Raw genomic sequence first — 18337 nt, forward strand, 5'->3', positions numbered from 1 at the left:
CCTTGGATAAACCGGAATCCCACCGGCTTGACTACACACCCTTAGCTGGGCGCACAACTAGAAGTTGTCAGTTTAGAAAACCGGAAGTCAATCAAATAAAGCTTCCCATTTTTCTGATTGCATTGCATTAAAACACATCGCAATTTGTTCTTTATTATTCTTTTCTTCTGCAAGTTCTGGAAGCTCATCAATTCCAAAATAATCAAAACCTGTTGTTTCAATATTCGTTTTAAATTGACCGCCCGTCACTTCACATTGCATAAAAATCTTACATACTTTATACGCATATATTGGAAGATTATGTTTCTCCCTATCTTGAACAGCAATCACACGTTTTACAGTAACATCAAGTCCTGATTCCTCTTTGACCTCCTTTATTGTATTCTCCTCTACGGAAATATCGACATCACACCAACCTCCCGGTAATGACCAAGTACCATTTGCTTCATGAACCAATAATATTTTCCCGTCTTTAAAAATCGCAGCCCTTGTATCTATTTTAGGAGTCTGATATCCTACATCACTGCAAAATAAATTTTGAACTTTTTCTGTAGATATTTCAGTTTTATAGCTTATCATTTCAGCAGAAATTTCTCGGATTCTTTCATATCGTTCTATATCAAATTTGTCCTTTCCATAAAACAAACCACCCTGAGCAATAGCTTGTAATTCTACTGCCCATTTTAGCCATTGTTCGTTTTTATTCATAGATTATCGCTCCTTTAAATTCCGATTTGTTACTCACATGATATCATATTTTTTCTTCAATTGCATTTTCATTGAAAAAATCATTAAAACTTCCAATGTTTAATATAAATAAAGCAATATAGTTGCATCCCTACTCGTATTAAGAGCTGAAAAATAAATATAAATCCTATATTAATGAAGAAGGAATGGAAGAAAAAAGCATCTTTTGAATATAGAATACCTAATATATTTTGTACATTCAAATTATTTATTGGAAACAAATACAAAATTTTGTTACCTACCCCTGTTTTTATCATTTGCACCAGCAATAATGGTAATATATATACCCCTAATGAAACAGCTAATACTGACATAGATGAATGCATAAGAGCTGATATTAACAATGTTACACTCTCAACAAATCCAATACCAACTAATTGCATGACAAGAATTAAAAAGTATATTTGAATATGGTTATATTGCAAAGGGAAGTCAAATAATCCCAACGACAAATTTGTTTGTATGTCTGAATTCCATCCGCTCATATCATACATTGTAGAGAAAACACCTATGTTGACCAATTGAAAAATAATAAATAAACTCACTGTAATAATACTTGTCGCAATCAATTTAGCAAATATCATTTTGTTTCTTCCATATTTTGTAACTAACAGAATCTGATTGATATTTTTAGAATTATCATCTGAAAACACTATGGAAGATACCAATATTGTAATTATGGACAAAAGAGCATATATATATCCAAGTACTCGATATAAGTCTGTCCATGGAACATAATTTCCTAATGTCAAAGGAGTATCAAATTTTTTAAATCCAACCTCGTCCAATGAATATAAATCCACGTCTTCTATTGTTAATCTTTGGCCTTTATTAACCTGTTCAATCATTTCTGAATAAACATTTTCGGCATCTTTTGAAAAAAAAGTATCTCCCATTTCCCAATAAAATGGATAAAAAGGCTTATTAACAACTTTTTTCTCTTCATTCTCTTGGAAATTATTCATAGAATCAGACAGAATCATTTTAACTTTTTCATCTGTAAACTCTCCAGAATATTTTTCATCTATTATTACATCGAGGCTCTTTTCAAACCCCTTTTTCTTATTACTCGCTTCACTCATTGATAGCTGTGAATAGTGATACCCAACAAAAAAAATCCCCAGAAGGACTAAGCATCCTACAACAATCCCACCAAATACAGTTCGGTTTCTCAATATTTTCCCAAGTTCAAACTTAATTAGCGATGTCATACTCTCATTCCCCCTCTCTAAAATAAAACAAATACAAATCTTCTAAAACCGGATCAACTTGTTTCGCATTTGCAAAAGGTTTTTCCCTTGAAATAAGTCGAAGAACAACTCCGTCTTCTCCATATTTACGATTACTTACTGTATATACTTGCTCAATTCGATTTACTTCTTTTTCTGGAACCAGGCATTCCCATACACACTTGTTAATATCTTTCAACAAATATCTTATTGTGCCTGTATTTTCAATTCTACCTTTTTTTAGAATAATGATTTCATCTGCTATATATTCTATATCTGATACAATATGTGTAGACAATAATACTATTTTTTCTGATGCAAACGAACTTATCAGTTTTCTAAATTTAACTCGCTCTTTGGGATCGAGCCCTACCGTAGGTTCATCTAATATTAAAATTTCCGGATTATTAATCATTGCTTGAGCGATACCTAGTCTCTGTTTCATTCCGCCAGAATACTTTCTGATTTTTTTATTTTTCACATCATCTAAGCCAACCTGAATCAATAAATCTAAACATCTCTTTTTTGCTATTTTCCCATTTAAGCCTTTCAATGAAGCGATATACATCATAAAATTTAATCCTGTAAAATCAGGATAGTATCGAAAATCTTGTGGTAAGAATCCAAGAATCGAGCGATAATATTCTGCTTGCAGAGCAATATCTTTATGGTCATATTGTATATTTCCACAATTTGCTCTCATCAGTCCACAAATAATACGAAATAAAGTTGTTTTACCCGCCCCATTAGCACCTAATATTCCGTAAATTCCAGGAGTAAATCGATACGACACATCATCAAGCACAGTTACATTCCCATATTGTTTTGTTATATTATTAATAGTTAATTCCATACTGAAGCTACCTCCCATTTGATTATTTTAGTTTGAGAATATAAGATAATCCCTAATATTGTCGTTGTAATGAAATATGCTATTCCCCAATAAAGCATTCGGATTTCATATATTTTAAAGATATTTGCAATTAAAATAACTGCGACACAAATACTTCCCGATATACACCATAGGAAATAATTATGTAATTGCTTTCTCCATATAGTTATAAGCGAAAATAAAATAATGCAAACAATATTGTATGGAACAAGTACATAGACTAATATCTGATACAAAGGCAAAGATACTATAGATTTAGTCATAAGAGAAAGCAAAATAACAATTACCATATCAATAATGCCAAAAATCAATAATTTCATCATAATATGTTGTCGCAAATCATATTTGAATGTCTGTTCCAATTCCCACATTCCTGTAGTAAAACTTTTGAATAATTCATCTAAAAAAAATAAAGCCGAAATGAATATTACACCTGTAATGCATAACATTATTTCACTTATCGGCTGTAAATTTTTAAAATTTAATGCCATAGTTATCCCTGATAGAAAGATGAATAATTGAATTATCCAAGTATGAACATGTATGAAGCGAAAAGTTGACAGGAATAGCTCAAAGTAAGAATGTCGACTCATTTCAAGTCTAATCATTATTTCATATCCTAATTCGATGGTTTTTTCACGTCCTTCTATATCACCTTCTAATTTATAACCAGCCAATTTCAATATAATATCTTTTTTATCCATCATAAAATTCCTCTCTTTCTAAAACTTTTTCTAATTTTCTAAGGCCTTGATAAATACGTGACTGTACAGTAGATACCCCCACGCCAGTAATTGTCGCAATATCTTTTACCTTTAAATCGTGATAATACCGTAGTATCACAACCTCTCGTTGTATTTCAGGAAGTAAATCAAGTGCTTTTTGAACCGTTTCTTTTCTCTCATCATGTAATATTTCATCAATCAATGAAGTGTCTAAATCAGTTGTAAAATTATCTGTGAGTTCTATTTGCTCAATATGTCTTTTTTTCAAATAATTATTGCAAGTATTGACAGCCATAGTGTATAGATAATTTTGAAATTTTCCTATGAATCGGTATCTAGGTAAACTTTCTACCAATTTTAAAAAAATATCCTGTGTTAAATCAGAAGCTATATCGCAGTCTCCATAACATCTGCGAACACAATAAAAATACACACTATCATAATATTTATGTACTAAAATATCCCATGCATCAGGATCTCCCATCTTAATTTTGTTTATTATCATCCAGTCTTGTATCATATCCATCACTTTTCTCTTAATTATTCTTCTCTATATATAAACAACTAACCTTAACAAATCATTTAAAAACACAAAAACTTTTTATATTTTTTTATATTTTTTTACAATATGATAAACTATTCTTCCCCTCATGAGCAAGGGATTAGGAGTTCCCTGTGGCGGTTAGTATGCAGTAGTTCGATTATCCTGTAAGCGTGAGTTTTCCAAACTTATCGGATTCTTGGTAGTTGCCTTAGTAGCCGTTGGTCTTGTATTCAATGCGTCCGGCGTAAAAGATGTATTGTTACAGTTATTCAATAAGATTATTGGAGCATAAAATTAGTATTGCTATTGTGCGGACATTTGCATATAATAAAGATAGATGGAAATACTACTCACGAAAGGAGATGTTTTATATGGCTACAAAATCAGCAAATTTATATGCAAGGATTGAACCAGATGTCAAAGAAAAAGCAGAAAGTATCCTGTCTACACTTGGTATCCCTGCTTCCAGTGCTATCAATATGTTTTATAAACAGATTATCTTACAGAGAGGACTTCCGTTTGAAGTAAAAATACCATCTGACAGACCTGTTGATATCAGCACATTATCAGAAGCAGAGTTCAATGAAGAATTGGAGAAAGGATATGCGGATATGCAGGCTGGACGGACAAAAAATGCGAAGAAAGCATTTGCTGACATTCGCAAGGATTATGGCTTATGATATATGAAGTAGAATTATCCGAACAGGCTGACAGTGATTTGAGAGGGATTTTTGAATATATTTCTTTTGAATTACAATCGCCGGAAAATGCAAGCGGACAGCTTGACCGTCTGGAAGAACAGATATTAAGTCTGGATACGATGCCGGAGCGTTATCGAAAATATGAAAAAGAACCGTGGAAAAGTCGTGGACTTCGTGTATTACCAGTAGACAATTATGTGGTACTTTATATTCCAGACAGCGATAAAAAAGTTGTAACAATACTTAGAGTAATGTATGCCGGACGGGACATAGACAATCAGTTAAATCTCCACACAAAGCAATAAAGGATATGATTTAAAGCAGCCTTTCATTTATGATCGACTGCTTTTTTCATATTCAAAATTAAAAAGAAAGGGCTGAATTACGATGGAAGAATGTAGCGTATTGATTGAAACGACCAAATCAGCAGAGGATAACACCGAATTGCTGAACTGGAACAGCAGATAGAGAAAGGACGTGATATAGATGAACGAATCCAGAGAATTAAAGAACGCCGAACAGTTGGAAGAGCTTCTGCTCCTGACCGAGGAGATACAAGAAGAACTGGAACAGAAAGACCAGCTTATCGTGGAACTGAAGACGCAGCTCAACGAATCTCTGATCTTGAACGAGAAATTAAACAAAGAGAACAGAGCCGGGAATATTCAAGCATTAAAGAACGACTTGAAGCTGGCAGACAGAGCATTGCGGAACGAGAAAGAGAAGCTGCGAAGCGCAAACGTCATGATCGGGGAATATCAAAATAAAATACGCTGTTTAACACAACAACGGGATTATGCCCGGACACATCAGAAAATCGTAGAGATACCGGTAGAAAAGCCGGTACTCTATGAAAAATGTGAATCCTGTGACCGGACAGCCTATCAGAATGAAAAAGCGAAATACGGAACACAAAAAGAGCGACTTGCCGGACAGTATAAAGCAAAAACGGTAATGTTCCAAACAACCTTGTTCCTTCTTGCATGGTATTCGCTGACAACCACTCTTTTTCAGGCAGTACAGTCCGATGTGTTCCTTTCCGATTGTAAATCATTCTTCCATGATGCAGCGTCATTCCTACAAACTTTTATCGGTTGGACAATTGATGCCGGGCAATCTGTGGCACAGATTAGCACAAAAATTCCAAATCCTTTTATAGCCGGAATGGTATATTGGTTATTTCTGATATTGGTTGTCGGAATATGTGTGGCAGGGACAGGGATACTGGCGATACTGATAGAAATAAAGGTTATAGAATTATATAAGAAAAACTGTTGGGATGTTATTACTCTACTGATGATACTGACAAGTACTGCTGTCATCATTTATTTTGGAGAAGCAATTAAAAAAGCACTTTCCGTAAATCTTCTATTGCTTTTCGTACTTTCTCAGGGAGTATATCTTGGAATCAGATGTTATTTGAAAAATCGGTTAGGTACCAAGCAATATTGGTGAAAACATGCTAAAAAACGTATAATAGCAGGGGATAAAACATCGTCCCCTACTATTATATAAACAGCGAAGTTTTACCCATCTCTCTCTTTTGAAAGATTCGCTACTTGTGGAACCGAGATATAAGGTTTCGCCTGTGTTCTTTGGTGTATCACTACCACATTTCTCTGTACCGATGTAATCTTTCTGCATACGGAAGCAAGAGATACAATATTCCTTATTTTAAAACATAATTACAATTCCTGTTTGACAAGAACGATCATCATAGAAGGATTGTATTTGTCCCCACTCATAATAATATTCGACGCCTGTCATACTCTTTTTACTGGGAGTACCTAAGCATTTCCTTAAAAACCTATTATTTTCTTCTTGCAACTTTTCTAAGACTGTACCATTCATTGTCTCATATTTCGTAGAATACTTTTTGTCTGCTCGAACCAATTCAATCTTTTTTACTTTTCCATGTCTTCCATAGATTGTAACATAAAACTTCTTATAAAGCCATTTTAAAGGTTTCTTAGAAATCAATATTGTATAAGAATACTCTGTTTGAGCAATCTTAAAATCAATTTCTTTAAATAGGGAAATACTTCCTTTGGGAGTAATTTTATATCCCCCTATTTTTAACATATCTTCCTTTAGCTCATCCTTTATTTGGATAATCTCCATACTTACTATAAAAACAACATAGCCTTCACACACTACAACGGTAACTATTTTTGCCCATAGCACATCTGGAACAAACATGTTCCAAGCTATAACAGGAAGCAAAGCTACTCCTACCGCAGTCACCAGTAGAAGCACCCTCCAAATATAATTTTTCTTTCTTTTTCCTTCATTAGTTAAATTTTCATCATAATAAAGATGACCTGGGGCTTCGAATGAGTTTAATAGAAATTCCTTTAAAAATGACACCAGAACCGCTCCCCAAGAAGATTTCTTTTGTTCCTTCATATTACCCAATCTCCTCTGCTATATGATTATTTTTCATTCTATTTTTTACTTAACTTATACATTAGCAAGATTTTTAGTTATTCTTCTAACAATATTTTTATCCCCGCTTTTTCTGCTTTATGCGAAAAGTCAACAGCAAATCCCCATCCCATCTCTGCAAATTGCCATTTCTTCGTTTTTTTGTAATTTTATAGCTTTCAACTGTAGACACTTTATTTAATTCAGGATATAACTTCTTAAGTGTAAGTATTTGTTTATTTCTGCTTATTTTTTCATTCCATATAATTGTTAATTTAACCTGTTTTCTTTCAAAAAAACCCACCTTACATAAATCTGCATAGCAGGCTTCTGGTATTGATATATCATTGTTTTTTAACATTTTTCTCCTTTATTTAATTTTATAAAAAACTTCTAAGCCCTATTAAAAGAAATATGAAGCCTATTAGAGGAACAGGTATCATACAAATGAGAAACACATTAAATTTTTTCCTTGCTTCATCAGTATTTTCTTCTTTTGTTACTTTTGCTTTTTTCATAACTATAAAAGGGAATATCAGTAATAATAATCCTCCAACTACTGCTAACAATATTTTCATCTTATATATTCCCTCCTTATCTTTAAATAAATATTAATCATGTATCGTACTATATTCCAATCCTAATGCACTTTTTCTTCTACAAATTCTTTTACTATCGCCTATTGATGTATTTTCATATTCACTGTTTGAAACAGTATATATTTCTCTTTTACCATTACAACTTACATATAACTCTCTATCTCTAGTTTTACCACTGCTAATCTTTTTGTCTGTTACAATTGCAATTTCATGAGTTGCCCCATCAAATGTAAATAAAAAATTTATTGGGAAGCTAATTGTAAATGCGATTATAAAAGCAGCAAATACAACTGAAAGTTTACGTCCAAATTTCTGTGGTACATCTGTTTTTAAAGATTTAATAATAAATGGCAGTGCAAGTAAAGCAGTAATAATTGCCGTAATCTTCATATAGTTTCCAAATTCATAATTAAAGAGTTTACTCGTATTCAGGGATAAAAGCATTGCTATTGCTGCACCCATAAATGGTAATTGATACGCCAGTTCTTGTCCTTTTTTTGTGGTGACTTCTATAAATATATATGGATAATATTTTATATACACTGCATATGTAATCATCAAAACCATTATAAATATAACTAACATTGTTTTGCCACCAATAAAAAATGCTACCGCATCAGCAATTATTAGAATCCAACCTAAAGCTTTTAAAAATTGCTTTGTTTTTTTACGCTTTTCTTTTTCTATTGTTTTTGACATATTTTTGATAGTTGTATTCTCATTACATATAGATTTATAGAAATTCTTTTCTATCCAGTTTAAAGCAGGTACATACTTTGATACATCTTTGTTCTGTTCAACTAACTCACCAAAATCCACAAGATCTATTTCATGTTTTATAAGTGTATCATATAAAATATCATAATTTACATACACTTGCTCCAGAGTAACAAGTCTATTGTACATCTTATCAATTAATATGACATCTGTTCTACCATTTAATGGAATCATTAAAATACAACGAATATCATTATATTTTATATGCTGAGTTTTCTTAACCAGATAGCTAAATACAATTTCATCTTCATTTACTACAATTATTTGTTTCTTGTATGCCAAAATTAAAGCAATACCTAAAAATACAAAAGGCATAAAACATATCGCAACCCCCATATTTCCTGTAACAAATGTTACCAGTACGATTATTAAAAAAAGAACTGTTGTTACTATTCCTAAATTTTTTACAAATTTACTTAATCTAATGACATTATCCATAAACTCAATCTCCCTATATGATTCACATTTTTCATTTTTTACGTTCTAATTTCTTCTTATCCTTTTTTATTTCTGCAATCTTTACTTGCAGCCAGTCCACATTTCTATTTCGGGCAGAAATTTTAGCGATTTTTTTCTGATTTTTATATAAAATAAGAGCTTCTCCAAATAAATTCTTTTTTCTTTTCATCTGGGTAATATCCGTTAATCTTATTTTACAGTTCTTCCTTAAAAATCCATTTCTATATAGCCATCCATCCTTGACAATTGTTTTGTCCATTAAAACATAAAATAAATTTCTAATTATCTTTTCATAAGTTCTTATAACACCGATATATCCCTATTTTACAGGCTTTATCGGTGTTTTCTTTTTGGCAGATACTTCTTATAACCACTCATAAATCTGCATTCTTACTAAGTCCGTTTTCTTTTGGAAATATTTTTTCAATGTCACGAAAGCGGTTTGCACAGAATATATGTGGTAAAATATTCCAAGCGTGAATGGAATGGTCGCAACCGCTGTTTGTTATTGTGAGTTGTCCCCATGTTACTGCCGAATTGAACGCATTATTTAAATAGCTCATATCCTTTTCTTGTAATGCTAAGTAACTTCCTAAATAAACAATCTTTTTTCCGAAATTTTCATGCAATAATTTCAGCCATATAATAATCTGTTCTTCTGGCTTTTTACTTTGACAGTATTTCGTATACTTCTTTAATCGCTCATCAATATATGCGTTCATGTTGGCATATCCAAACATTTTATCCATATTTTGTAAATATAGTTTGATAAGTTCCTTTTTTTCCATAGAGTACCTCGTTTCACTTATAAAATTTTGCTATTTGCTACATAAATGCTTTCAATCCCATTAGAATAAGTATAATAGCAATATATACACCCCACTTATCCCAATTATAAGTGTCATAATAAAATTGAAAACAATACAAACTTTCTTCTGATTTAAAGAAAAATGTTCAAATTTTTCAAGGTTGTATTGACGAATATAACTTTTAGTAATTATGGAATAAATTGAATAACCAATAGCAATGATACTTGAAATAATAGCAATAATATCAGTCATTTTACAATCCATATCTTCCCTCCTAAAAAGTTTGCATATCATTACCACAAAAATTAAAATATTATAATGTTTAAATTTATTGTTTTTCTTTTGTGAAATAGATACTTTTTATATCACATCTTATAAAATGCGGTTTTGCCTTGTAAATACAGCGTTTTCCGCCTGTTAGTGTATAGTGTCTTTTGTTTTTTGTGCCCCCCTTGTTAGATAACGGGGGCTTAATCTTCGCTCGCCACAGGCTCGCTCACAGACGAAGTAAACCAGCCACTTGCAAGACATGGCAGAAAAATCTGAAAGATTTTCCTGCCACCGTGTCTGGATCACTCCGTCTGCCTAACTAATAATATAGTATTATGTAAAAATGTCATTTTATTTAGGTACATCTACCGAATAGCTTAAACAGTCACCTCTTTTGTTACTTTGTAAGTCATTGTAATACCATAGATACATGACTCTGTCATATACATTGATTTCAATTACACCGTCCGGTTTTTGTCCTTCTACTTCCAATGAATAGATTTCTTTATCATGTGCATAGCCGTAAACAAAACGCTTGCTTGGATAATCGGGGTTTAAGTCTTGTTGGAAATCACTTAATTTCAAAGAAGAGTGAATAAGCTCTGTAATATCATCTAACAAAATTCTATCTCGTTTCGTTGTAACCGGTGTAGCATTTATAAATGCGTATTGTGTATGCCCATTCTGTATCTGCTTTTTACAACGAGCCATTACTAAGCCTTGAATATCATCGTTATCATTTCCAGCCCGATAGAAAATCGTATCATATTTTTTGCCTTGCCATATATGCAAGGTTTCATCAACATGATTAAGAAAATCAGCAGGAACCGAAAGTTCCTCATTTTCAGCATTCAAAGTGGAAAGTTGAATAGCTTCTTCAATCGTGTCATAATATACAAGCTTGGCATTATTTTTATCATAATCATTTATCGTAAATTCCACGTATTCATTATCTTTATTTTCTTCTTCCGGAACATAAGTATAACGACCATTTTCAATATGGTCATCATATTCAACATCAACAAATAACCCAATCCCTATCAGAGCTACAAAAATCAAAGAAATCGCTCCAATTATGATTAACATTATTTTCAAAAATTTTTTCATGGCATACACTTCCTTAATCACTTCAAGTTTATCTATTATTATTTATCATATTATATCATTAGAAAATTGAGTAGTCATCACTTTTCTAGTATCTGTCAGAATATTTTTTATTCCATAAATTATCAAGAGTGTAAACATTGCTACGCAACAAGCTCTTGACAATTCATGTCCTAAAAAATGATTAATAATCAAGCAGAAAAAGAATAGTTATACTGTATTACAGCAACAAAAAAGACATCTCATATTCTGTATGAAATGCCAATTTTGCCTTTATTTATGCTGTTTTCTCTGTCGTATCAAGGTTCTTTCATTCGTAGTAAATTAGTGGTAAAATTCTTTTATTTTTTGTTTCATATTGCTTAAAATCCCTGTGTTTATGCGGATAATTCGATTTTTACTCTTTTTGGGATAAAAACTGCATCACAATATCGAACCAAAATATAAAAATCAATTTTATCTCTTTATCATAATTATATACATCAACTAACCACATTGTAAAGCAAAAAGCAAGCCATTTTCAGACTTGCTTTCCACCAGATTACTGCACCTTATTGCCAAATCATCTCCTTATTCAAAATTCCCTTTTCACACTCTTGTATAGTATTTATTTGCTACCCATTCCATCTGTTTATCTGCCTTCAACTCTTCCTTAATCCCCTGTGTCTATTTCATTTGCTCTACAATTGACTATTATTCCAGCGATTATATAAAAACCATAACCAATACAAAATATGGAAACGGTGCTTCTAACTATACCGCTAAAGCCTTTCGCCATTATCCCGAAAATAGTACTCCAGCAGAGAAATAGCGCCAGCAGACATAAAAAACTCGAACCCCTTGTAAAATGGGCATCAGAAGTTTTCTACCCGTTATTCTTGTTCTATAATTCAAGTGAATCTTCTGAATCTATCCACATCTGTAAATTGCCATCGAGATATAATCTTGCATATTCTAAAGGCTCATCCACAGCCAATGAAGTAAGCGCACATTCTGATCCATATGTGGTTTTTAAATCTTTTTCAGCTCCCCAGCAATCAATGCGAAGCATATATCCAACACTTATGCTTTTCTCTTTTTTTCATTCTATCACAAGCTCACCATTAATCATCATTTTTTTGATATTTTTTCTTTTCCCCCACTGTAAAACAGGCTCTCAGCGTTTCGTTATATAGAGGGGTACACATACAGAGCAAGATCCACCCATGTTTAACAGTATTGCCGTTTGGCATCCTGTTCTCCTATGGGATTTATCTTGATGGGGATCTCCCCATACCCTCTTAATAACAGACGTTTCACTTGTCTGTTGGTTCCACCTGAAGGTGTTCACGGCACTATTTCTAATATCGGAAGGGACAGCCGATATTGAAATACGTGGACTCCCGGCGGGAGGAATAGTCTCAGCGGAAGGAGGAGTATGAGAACAAAAAACAAAGATAAAGAACTGAATCACAGACATTTTATAGGATTACGTCTTACAGATGTCGAACTGGATTTATTAGACCAAGGCGCTGCTTGTTTATCTATTAGCCGATCAGAATATCTGAGAAAACTTCTGCTTGAGAATCAAATCAATCATCAGATTGAAGTTGTTGCAGACATGAATGACCTCAGAAAACTGGTCAGTGAATATGGAAAGATTGGATCGAATCTCAATCAGATCGCCAAGCATTTTAACAGTGGTGGCAGTCAGTCACGTGCTATAGAAAACGAAATCCATCAGTGTATCACGGACTTATTCCTATTGAGAAAAGAGGTACTGAAACTGGCAGGTGGTATGAATGGCAATCGTAAAACACATTAAAAGCAGAAATGCAAATTACTCAGCTGCTATCAATTATCTTCTGTTTGAACATGATGAAAAAACCGGGAAAAAGATTGTAGATGAATCCGGACGAAGCATCTTGCGAAAAGAGTTTTATATGGATGGGCTGAACTGTGATCCGATGTCTTTTGACAAGGAATGTGAACTGACAAATGCTCATTTTCACAAAAATAAAAAACGTGAAGATATCAAAAGTCACCACTACATTATCAGCTACGATCCGAGCGATGTTACAGAAAACGGACTTACCGGACCAAGAGCACACGCAATCAGTTTGGAACTTGCAAAGCAGATGTTTCCCGGATATCAGGCACTGGTGGTTACTCATACCGATGGGCACAATGAGTCCGGAAATATCCATACCCACATCGTCATCAACAGTGTGCGGAAGACTGCAGTAGAAAGGCAGCCTTATATGGATAAACCACATGAGGAAGCCGCCGGTTACAAGCATCGTTCCACTGATAAATTCATGAACACTTTTAAGAAAACAGTCATGGATCGGTGCCAACAGGAAGGACTTCACCAGATAGATCTTCTTGCTCCGGCTGAAAGAAAAATCACTCAGAAAGAATATATGGCACAGAAACATGGCCAGCAAAAACTGGATGAGATCAATCAAAAAATCATCGAAGATGGTCTCAAACCAACATCCACCGTGTTCCTTACACAGAAAGAATATTTGCGAAATGCGATTGATGAATGCGCTGCCACATCCAATAGTTTTGATGAATTCCAATCTAAACTTCTGGAACTATTTCAGATCTCTGTGATTGAGCATCGTGGCAGATACAGCTATCTTCATCCTGATCGACAGAAGCGGATTTCTGAACGTGCACTGGGAACACGATATGGAAAAGAACACCTGGAACAGACCTTCTTACGCAAGGATCCATTGGCCATTCTCTACGTCAGATCTCACCTGTGCCTGGTTGTAAATCTCCAGACAAATGTGAAAGCAATGCAGAGCCCGGCTTATGCTCATCGGGTAAAACTTTCTAATCTGCAGCAAATGGCAAATACCATTATCTATGTGCAGGAACATGGATTTGATACGCAGTCAGATTTGAAAAAAACACTGCTTGCATCAAAGCAGGAATTGAAAGAAATGCAGACACAGTTTGCTCAGCATCGGTCCAATCTAAGGACTCTCAATGATCAGATCCGCTACACCGGACAGTACTATGCAAACAAGGAAGTTTATTCCCAATTTTCAAATGCAAAGTACAAAGGAAAGTACCGGAAAGAACATGCGAAGGAAATTCAGAAATATGAAGAAGCCAGAGATTGGCTGAGATCCTTTTATCAGGATGGAAAGATGACAAGCCTAAAAACCCTGACTTTACAAAAAGAAAAACTGCAACAGCAGATAGCTTCCGAAGAAGAAGCAATAAGCAGCTTGAAAGAAAAATTAAAAGATCTGGACACTGCCGATCAGAATGTTGATGCCATTCTTCAGATGCAGATTCCAGAACCAGTGAAATCAAAAACCAAAGATCTCGAACGATAACTATTACAAAACAAAGGAGGAACTATCACATGACACAAGAAGAATTTAATGTTGTATTTGAACTTCAGATGAGAAAGTGTGCCGATATTCTGGCACATAAAAAGAAAGAATATACCGGTGATAATATTGACCGCCTCAGTGCATTCAAGATTGCTGCCGCTTTACAAAACTGTGATCCAAAAGCAGCACTGGCAGGTATGATGTCGAAACATGTCGTATCCCTTTACGATATGTGTTATTCCACTCTGTTACATTTTGACATGGAACAGTGGGATGAAAAGATTACAGACTGCATCAACTATCTGATTCTTTTAAAAGCTCTGGTAAAGGAGGAACAGGCCTATGGATCACATTGAAACAGCTATCTTAAACTGCTATGGGATCCGGGAAGCAGAACAAAATATGGTCTTTGCTGCCAGGCTCACACAACACGGTCATACAATCCAGAGCATGGCAGATCTGATGGACCTTTACCATCAATCCTACAGTCAGAAGACCGTAGAAAACATTGCGGGGCTTCCACATCCAACCGTACAGAAATTCATGGTCATTACCGTGGCTGTTGTTGGTGCAAGCAGACGCTTCCTGGCACAGATCACAAGGCATCAGAACGAAGTAAAGTACATGAGTGCATCTCTGCAGTACAGCAATTATTCCGGTCACGCTGCATTTGCTATTCCATATGGGATCATGAAAGCAGATAAAGAAATCCAGGATATTTACAAAAAAAGCTGTCAGTCAGATCTGGACCACTATACAGAACTCTGTGCCTTAGGCATTGATCATGATTCAGCCGGATATGCCACACCTCAGGGACTTCGAAACGTACTGATCATCAGTGCAACGCCTTACCAGTGGAAGCATATGATCGGTCAGAGAACCTGCAGAAGAAATACGGATGAAACAAGGATTGTGATGCTACAGATCTGGCAGAGATTGTACAAATTAAGCCCGATTCTTTTTGCACCGGATCTGACCGGTCCATTCTGTCAGAGAGGAAGCTGTATGGAAAAACAGATGTCCTGCCAGAATCCTATTTCAAAACTTTGGATACCGTCAGATATCTTAAAAGCAGATTATCCATTGCTCATCAGAAGGGAGGTGAGCAGCCATAAAGATTAAACTGATTGACTTTGGTCTGAAAGCAGATCATTATCCCTTCCGGCCACATGAAAATGATGCCGGTGCTGATGTATTCATGCCTTATGATTGCGTATTAAAACCAGGTGAGGTTGCAAGAATTCCACTTGGATTTGGTCTCATCATCCCCGATGGATTTGCCGGATATGTCTTTCCACGAAGCAGCATGGCAGCAAAAGGACTGGTATGCGAACTTCCACCGATCGACTCCGGTTACCGTGGTGAGATCCATGCCATTATCAGCAACGTAAGCACATCTTCTCAGACCATTCATAAAGACACACGCGTCGGTCAGCTGGTGATTACACCAGTCGTGATCGCAGATTTTGTCCTGGACCTTGGTAATGAACGAGGAACCGGGGCTTTTGGAAGTACAGGAGAATAATACTATGATTACATTTGGAAGAAAATTAAAACACTTGCCGGATCGTTTCATCCAGTCCACGAAGTGCCGCAAATGGAGCAAACTGTTTTGCCCTGCGTCCTACATCCATGGGATGTCTCCTGGAAACCGGTCTTGGTAAATATAAATACGGTTGATATGCACTTGCCAGCACTATTCGCACCTCCTCTAAGCACGGTGTCCTCCAACCTGTTCATTGCGTTCTCTATAGGTGGAACACTCCAGCAGATTGGATCCACGCATGATCGCATTCTTTCCATAACGCTGCTTTACATTCAATACTGCTTCCTGTAAATGCCGTTCTTTATCAGTCTGTTTGGGATCATCAAACAGGCTGTACTGCACATAACTTTCAGGAGCAACCCTGTTCGCACACACCTCGATTCTTCGGATTCCGGTATATCTGTCTGCAATCCTGAGATATAAATCTTCCACTGCATCTATGATCTTTTTGGAACTGTTACTTTCTCTTTCGAGTTTTACGGTTCCTTTGGATGCCTCATGCTCATACCTGTGGTCATAGGCGATCCATAAGGTGAGAGAGCTTGTTACCAGTCCTTTTTCAAACAGATCCAGGACCAGATTATCTGTCATTTCCCTTACGATCACAAGTGCTTCGTCAAAAGAATAATTTCGCATCAGCACCTGACCATTTGAAAGGCTGTGTTCCTCCGAATGATAGTTCTTGATGTCACTCATCCGGCACGTTTCATATCCCCATGCATGATCGATCAACAGCTCTGCATCAATCCCAAACATCTTATACAGCCAGTCTTCGGATCTTAAAGAAGCCATTGCGATATCGCCCATCGTATGGATCCCGTAACCAGCCAGTTTCTTTTCAGTCCGGGATCCAATCCTCCAGAAGTCACTTAATGGTTTATGATCCCATAGCTGCTCTCTGTAAGAGAATTCATCCAGGATTCCAATATGGTCATCCACATGCTTTGCTACGATATCCATTGCGATCTTAGCAAGATACAGATTGGTTCCCACACCTGCAGTTGCAGTGATGCCAGTTTCCTCCATGACTGCCTGCATAAGCTTTATCGCCATTTCTTTTGCAGTGAGATGATAAAGCTGCAGATAGTTTGTCACATCAATAAAACACTCATCAACACTGTACACATGGATATCTTCTTTTGAGACATACCGTAGATAGATTCCATAGATCTTTGCGGAATAATCCATGTACAACTGCATCCTCGGCATGGCTGTAATGTACTTCACACAATCCGGTATCTCATGGATTCGGCACCGGTTCTTGATGCCAAGAGACTTCATAGCCGGAGTGATTGCCAGGCAGATTGTTGACTTTGATCTGGTCGGATCTGCAACCACCAGGTTTATTTTAAATGGATTCAGCCCACGTTCTACGCATTCTACAGAAGCATAAAAGGACTTCAGATCAATACAGATAATAGAAGTCTGATCCTGACTCACATTGCCACCTCCCATACGTCTTTCCTCTTTTTGTAACATGTATCCCATTTTGACTATCAATGATTGTCTATCCTTCCTGTTTTCATTGAATTACAGGAAATTCATTTCACATATCCATTGACAAAAGAGGAAATATTGTGTATCTTATAGGAAAGATGTTTCCCTTATCTGTGATTCACATTATAGGAGAGATATTTCCCTTTGTCAAGATTAATTTTTAATTTTCAGGAGACACATTTCCCGTTTTGCCTTGAGGCGGCTAATGAAACTTATAAGACAAGGCTTAGAAAGAGGTATGTTTATGACATTCGGTGAAAAAGTAAGATCATTAAGAAAAGAAAAAAAGATGAGTCAGCAGGAACTGGCCAGTATGGTTGGTGTTTCATATAGGACCATTCGATCCTGGGAAGTAGAAGGACGTTTTCCAAAACAAAATGTTCTGTATCAGAAACTGGCAGATGCATTACAGTGTGACGTTTCTTATCTCATGAGTGAGGATGAAGCTTTTATCACAGAAGCATCCGAACAGTTTGGTAACCGTGGTGCCAAACAGGCTCAGCAGATCCTGGAACAGGCTGCAGCTATGTTTGCTGGTGGATCACTGACAGACGAAGATAAAATAGCTTTTATGGATGAGATCCAGAGCCTTTATCTGGATTCCAAAAGACGTGCAAAGAAATTTACACCGAAAAAATATCTGAAAAACCAAGAGGAAAAATAATAGAAGGCGGGATTA

At 35.4% G+C, this 18337-nt stretch carries 24 protein-coding genes and 1 pseudogene; 10 read left to right on the forward strand and 15 right to left on the reverse strand.

Annotated features, from left to right (window positions below):
• Positions 1-87 precede the first annotated feature (87 nt).
• The 5 genes from G5B12_RS14835 to G5B12_RS14855 form a co-directional block, all read right to left on the reverse strand.
• Positions 88-708 (reverse strand): NUDIX hydrolase N-terminal domain-containing protein, encoded by a 621-nt coding sequence (locus G5B12_RS14835; protein WP_005334860.1) that lies wholly within the window; start codon positions 706-708, stop codon positions 88-90.
• Positions 709-791: 83 nt separating this feature from the next.
• Entirely contained in the window at positions 792-1958 is a 1167-nt protein-coding gene (locus tag G5B12_RS14840) for an ABC transporter permease subunit (RefSeq protein WP_005334758.1), read from the reverse strand.
• Between the two features lie 4 nt (positions 1959-1962).
• Complete coding sequence (locus tag G5B12_RS14845; RefSeq protein ID WP_005334760.1) at positions 1963-2829, reverse strand: ABC transporter ATP-binding protein; 867 nt, start codon at positions 2827-2829, stop codon at positions 1963-1965.
• Positions 2820-3575, reverse strand: coding sequence for a hypothetical protein (locus G5B12_RS14850; protein WP_174088685.1), 756 nt, complete (start codon positions 3573-3575; stop codon positions 2820-2822). Before G5B12_RS14850 ends, G5B12_RS14845 begins: the two co-directional genes overlap by 10 nt.
• Positions 3565-4119 (reverse strand): RNA polymerase sigma factor, encoded by a 555-nt coding sequence (locus tag G5B12_RS14855; protein ID WP_005334762.1) that lies wholly within the window; start codon positions 4117-4119, stop codon positions 3565-3567. The genes G5B12_RS14850 and G5B12_RS14855 overlap by 11 nt, the downstream gene beginning before the upstream one ends.
• A gap of 389 nt (positions 4120-4508) precedes the next feature.
• Here G5B12_RS14855 and G5B12_RS14860 point away from each other — a divergent pair, with 389 nt between their 5' ends.
• The 4 genes and pseudogenes from G5B12_RS14860 to G5B12_RS14875 all read left to right on the forward strand — a co-directional run bounded on the left by G5B12_RS14860 (position 4509) and on the right by G5B12_RS14875 (position 6293).
• Complete coding sequence (locus G5B12_RS14860; protein WP_029471590.1) at positions 4509-4817, forward strand: type II toxin-antitoxin system RelB/DinJ family antitoxin; 309 nt, start codon at positions 4509-4511, stop codon at positions 4815-4817.
• Positions 4814-5143 carry a type II toxin-antitoxin system RelE/ParE family toxin gene (locus G5B12_RS14865; protein ID WP_005334765.1) on the forward strand — a complete coding sequence of 110 codons (330 nt, stop codon included), beginning with the start codon at positions 4814-4816 and terminating at the stop codon, positions 5141-5143. The genes G5B12_RS14860 and G5B12_RS14865 overlap by 4 nt, the downstream gene beginning before the upstream one ends.
• A 132-nt stretch (positions 5144-5275) precedes the next feature.
• Positions 5276-5605: pseudogene (locus tag G5B12_RS14870) on the forward strand (MobA/MobL family protein); the annotation flags it as partial.
• Positions 5583-6293, forward strand: a complete 711-nt coding sequence (locus tag G5B12_RS14875) for a DUF6040 family protein (protein WP_008369915.1) — start codon at positions 5583-5585, stop codon at positions 6291-6293. The pseudogene G5B12_RS14870 and the gene G5B12_RS14875, both read left to right, overlap by 23 nt.
• Positions 6294-6512: 219 nt before the next feature.
• Here G5B12_RS14875 and G5B12_RS14885 read toward each other — a convergent pair whose 3' ends face one another.
• The 8 genes from G5B12_RS14885 to G5B12_RS14920 all read right to left on the reverse strand — a co-directional run bounded on the left by G5B12_RS14885 (position 6513) and on the right by G5B12_RS14920 (position 12346).
• Positions 6513-7244: a hypothetical protein gene (locus G5B12_RS14885; RefSeq protein ID WP_005334769.1), complete on the reverse strand. Its 732-nt coding sequence runs from the start codon at positions 7242-7244 to the stop codon at positions 6513-6515.
• A gap of 97 nt (positions 7245-7341) precedes the next feature.
• Positions 7342-7623, reverse strand: a complete 282-nt coding sequence (locus G5B12_RS14890; protein WP_055057068.1) for a hypothetical protein — start codon at positions 7621-7623, stop codon at positions 7342-7344.
• A gap of 19 nt (positions 7624-7642) precedes the next feature.
• Positions 7643-7840: a hypothetical protein gene (locus G5B12_RS14895; protein WP_005334773.1), complete on the reverse strand. Its 198-nt coding sequence runs from the start codon at positions 7838-7840 to the stop codon at positions 7643-7645.
• A gap of 33 nt (positions 7841-7873) precedes the next feature.
• Positions 7874-9076, reverse strand: coding sequence for a hypothetical protein (locus G5B12_RS14900; RefSeq protein ID WP_005334774.1), 1203 nt, complete (start codon positions 9074-9076; stop codon positions 7874-7876).
• A 31-nt stretch (positions 9077-9107) separates the two neighbouring features.
• Positions 9108-9266, reverse strand: coding sequence for a hypothetical protein (locus tag G5B12_RS17635; RefSeq protein WP_226901469.1), 159 nt, complete (start codon positions 9264-9266; stop codon positions 9108-9110).
• Between the two features lie 205 nt (positions 9267-9471).
• Positions 9472-9885, reverse strand: a complete 414-nt coding sequence (locus tag G5B12_RS14910; RefSeq protein ID WP_242872634.1) for a hypothetical protein — start codon at positions 9883-9885, stop codon at positions 9472-9474.
• A gap of 642 nt (positions 9886-10527) precedes the next feature.
• Positions 10528-11283 (reverse strand): hypothetical protein, encoded by a 756-nt coding sequence (locus G5B12_RS14915; RefSeq protein ID WP_040015611.1) that lies wholly within the window; start codon positions 11281-11283, stop codon positions 10528-10530.
• 880 nt (positions 11284-12163) lie between these two features.
• Positions 12164-12346, reverse strand: a complete 183-nt coding sequence (locus G5B12_RS14920) for a DUF6061 family protein (protein WP_052302926.1) — start codon at positions 12344-12346, stop codon at positions 12164-12166.
• A 351-nt stretch (positions 12347-12697) separates the two neighbouring features.
• On the opposite strand from G5B12_RS14920, the gene G5B12_RS14925 reads away from it, so the two are divergent.
• The 5 genes from G5B12_RS14925 to G5B12_RS14945 are packed head-to-tail and all read left to right on the forward strand — an operon-like array spanning position 12698 to position 16140.
• On the forward strand, positions 12698-13084 hold the full coding sequence (locus G5B12_RS14925; RefSeq protein WP_055057067.1) for a plasmid mobilization protein: 387 nt from the start codon (positions 12698-12700) through the stop codon (positions 13082-13084).
• Positions 13062-14615, forward strand: coding sequence for a relaxase/mobilization nuclease domain-containing protein (locus G5B12_RS14930; protein WP_055160145.1), 1554 nt, complete (start codon positions 13062-13064; stop codon positions 14613-14615). Before G5B12_RS14925 ends, G5B12_RS14930 begins: the two co-directional genes overlap by 23 nt.
• Before the next feature lie 29 nt (positions 14616-14644).
• Entirely contained in the window at positions 14645-14971 is a 327-nt protein-coding gene (locus G5B12_RS14935; protein ID WP_029471619.1) for a hypothetical protein, read from the forward strand.
• Positions 14958-15737 (forward strand): FAD-dependent thymidylate synthase, encoded by a 780-nt coding sequence (locus tag G5B12_RS14940; RefSeq protein WP_029471618.1) that lies wholly within the window; start codon positions 14958-14960, stop codon positions 15735-15737. The genes G5B12_RS14935 and G5B12_RS14940 overlap by 14 nt, the downstream gene beginning before the upstream one ends.
• A gap of 16 nt (positions 15738-15753) precedes the next feature.
• The gene (locus G5B12_RS14945) at positions 15754-16140 is read left to right on the forward strand and encodes a dUTP diphosphatase (protein WP_255494011.1); all 387 of its coding nucleotides are present in this window, start codon (positions 15754-15756) and stop codon (positions 16138-16140) included.
• A 25-nt stretch (positions 16141-16165) separates the two neighbouring features.
• On the opposite strand, the gene G5B12_RS14950 is transcribed toward G5B12_RS14945, so the two are convergent.
• Together G5B12_RS14950 and G5B12_RS14955 are read right to left on the reverse strand one after the other, a co-directional pair.
• On the reverse strand, positions 16166-16312 hold the full coding sequence (locus G5B12_RS14950; protein WP_174088687.1) for a hypothetical protein: 147 nt from the start codon (positions 16310-16312) through the stop codon (positions 16166-16168).
• A 14-nt stretch (positions 16313-16326) separates the two neighbouring features.
• Complete coding sequence (locus G5B12_RS14955) at positions 16327-17616, reverse strand: Y-family DNA polymerase (protein WP_330597745.1); 1290 nt, start codon at positions 17614-17616, stop codon at positions 16327-16329.
• A gap of 247 nt (positions 17617-17863) precedes the next feature.
• Here G5B12_RS14955 and G5B12_RS14960 point away from each other — a divergent pair, with 247 nt between their 5' ends.
• Complete coding sequence (locus G5B12_RS14960) at positions 17864-18322, forward strand: helix-turn-helix domain-containing protein (protein WP_005334845.1); 459 nt, start codon at positions 17864-17866, stop codon at positions 18320-18322.
• Positions 18323-18337: the final 15 nt, after the last annotated feature.

It is taken from the genome of Blautia sp. MSK.20.85, assembly GCF_013317245.1.
Classification (GTDB): Bacteria; Bacillota; Clostridia; order Lachnospirales; family Lachnospiraceae; genus Blautia_A.

Bases quoted from the DNA above. Each gene is read 5' to 3' on its own strand.
- G5B12_RS14955 (WP_330597745.1), bottom strand. From the start codon at position 17,616: ATGGGAGGTGGCAATGTGAGTCAGGATCAGACTTCTATTATCTGTATT.
- G5B12_RS14885 (WP_005334769.1), bottom strand. From the start codon at position 7,244: ATGAAGGAACAAAAGAAATCTTCTTGGGGAGCGGTTCTGGTGTCATTT.
- G5B12_RS14930 (WP_055160145.1), top strand. From the start codon at position 13,062: ATGGCAATCGTAAAACACATTAAAAGCAGAAATGCAAATTACTCAGCT.
- G5B12_RS14895 (WP_005334773.1), bottom strand. From the start codon at position 7,840: ATGAAAATATTGTTAGCAGTAGTTGGAGGATTATTATTACTGATATTC.
- G5B12_RS14840 (WP_005334758.1), bottom strand. From the start codon at position 1,958: ATGACATCGCTAATTAAGTTTGAACTTGGGAAAATATTGAGAAACCGA.
- G5B12_RS14845 (WP_005334760.1), bottom strand. From the start codon at position 2,829: ATGGAATTAACTATTAATAATATAACAAAACAATATGGGAATGTAACT.
- G5B12_RS14915 (WP_040015611.1), bottom strand. From the start codon at position 11,283: ATGAAAAAATTTTTGAAAATAATGTTAATCATAATTGGAGCGATTTCT.
- G5B12_RS14900 (WP_005334774.1), bottom strand. From the start codon at position 9,076: ATGGATAATGTCATTAGATTAAGTAAATTTGTAAAAAATTTAGGAATA.
- G5B12_RS14855 (WP_005334762.1), bottom strand. From the start codon at position 4,119: ATGGATATGATACAAGACTGGATGATAATAAACAAAATTAAGATGGGA.
- G5B12_RS14960 (WP_005334845.1), top strand. From the start codon at position 17,864: ATGAAACTTATAAGACAAGGCTTAGAAAGAGGTATGTTTATGACATTC.
- G5B12_RS14890 (WP_055057068.1), bottom strand. From the start codon at position 7,623: ATGTTAAAAAACAATGATATATCAATACCAGAAGCCTGCTATGCAGAT.
- G5B12_RS14850 (WP_174088685.1), bottom strand. From the start codon at position 3,575: ATGATGGATAAAAAAGATATTATATTGAAATTGGCTGGTTATAAATTA.
- G5B12_RS14875 (WP_008369915.1), top strand. From the start codon at position 5,583: ATGATCGGGGAATATCAAAATAAAATACGCTGTTTAACACAACAACGG.
- G5B12_RS14935 (WP_029471619.1), top strand. From the start codon at position 14,645: ATGACACAAGAAGAATTTAATGTTGTATTTGAACTTCAGATGAGAAAG.
- G5B12_RS14910 (WP_242872634.1), bottom strand. From the start codon at position 9,885: ATGGAAAAAAAGGAACTTATCAAACTATATTTACAAAATATGGATAAA.
- G5B12_RS17635 (WP_226901469.1), bottom strand. From the start codon at position 9,266: ATGAAAAGAAAAAAGAATTTATTTGGAGAAGCTCTTATTTTATATAAA.
- G5B12_RS14860 (WP_029471590.1), top strand. From the start codon at position 4,509: ATGGCTACAAAATCAGCAAATTTATATGCAAGGATTGAACCAGATGTC.
- G5B12_RS14835 (WP_005334860.1), bottom strand. From the start codon at position 708: ATGAATAAAAACGAACAATGGCTAAAATGGGCAGTAGAATTACAAGCT.
- G5B12_RS14940 (WP_029471618.1), top strand. From the start codon at position 14,958: ATGGATCACATTGAAACAGCTATCTTAAACTGCTATGGGATCCGGGAA.
- G5B12_RS14865 (WP_005334765.1), top strand. From the start codon at position 4,814: ATGATATATGAAGTAGAATTATCCGAACAGGCTGACAGTGATTTGAGA.
- G5B12_RS14925 (WP_055057067.1), top strand. From the start codon at position 12,698: ATGAGAACAAAAAACAAAGATAAAGAACTGAATCACAGACATTTTATA.